The 663-nt window shown below is 38.6% G+C and carries 1 protein-coding gene; it reads right to left on the bottom strand.

The genetic code is table 11. From position 1 onward, the window contains the following. Positions 1–61 precede the first annotated feature (61 nt). The gene (locus N1032_RS25790) at positions 62–310 is read right to left on the bottom strand and encodes a plasmid partition protein ParG (RefSeq protein WP_259543466.1); all 249 of its coding nucleotides are present in this window, start codon (positions 308–310) and stop codon (positions 62–64) included. Positions 311–663 lie beyond the last annotated feature (353 nt).

Raw genomic sequence — 663 nt, 5'->3', positions numbered from 1 at the left:
AGAAAGATTAGTATTCATGATCTCAAGACCATGAGCCGGGTTATTGATACCCATTACCATTTTATTTACCTTTACGTTGTTTCCGCTCATCTAACCAGCCACGGAGCAGGGCGGTTACTACTGCCGTGATCTCTAATCCATCCTCTCTACAAGCCTTTCTAATTTCTTCCTGAAAAGCGTGTGTGATGTTCATTTGAATACGAGGCTGTTTAGCTGGAGCTTTCTTAACTTTCATAGCCTCGATAGTGCCTATAAATGATGGTTGTTTACTCATATGATTAGCCTCCTGAATGCTCATATGTTTGATCAATTACCTATTATATACATGCTCACATGCTTATATCAACCGTTATCTAACAATATGCTCAGGTTATTAAGTATTCTATAAACTTCTACAGATTAATCAGATCTTTACGATTAAGAGCACTGGCCTTAATCAGTGTTATCCTCATGGCTATTGTGATAGAATAGGCTCTCTTGCTACGCAAGGTGTAACAGGCTCAGGCGTTATTACATGAGAGAAGATCCTCAGTGTATTAGCTCAGTGACACAGTGTAATCTTTACCCTCACTTGATGGCGGCGGGGCCGGATTTTATCAAGATAAGACCCATTTCTTATTAACGTTATAATTTCTCATCTAGATTAGTTAGTATGCTAATAAT

It is taken from the genome of Herbiconiux daphne (genome assembly GCF_024979295.1).
GTDB lineage: Bacteria > Actinomycetota > Actinomycetes > Actinomycetales > Microbacteriaceae > Herbiconiux > Herbiconiux daphnes.
The sequence above is the reverse complement of the archived record's forward strand: the minus strand, read 5'-3'. Positions and strand labels throughout refer to the sequence as shown.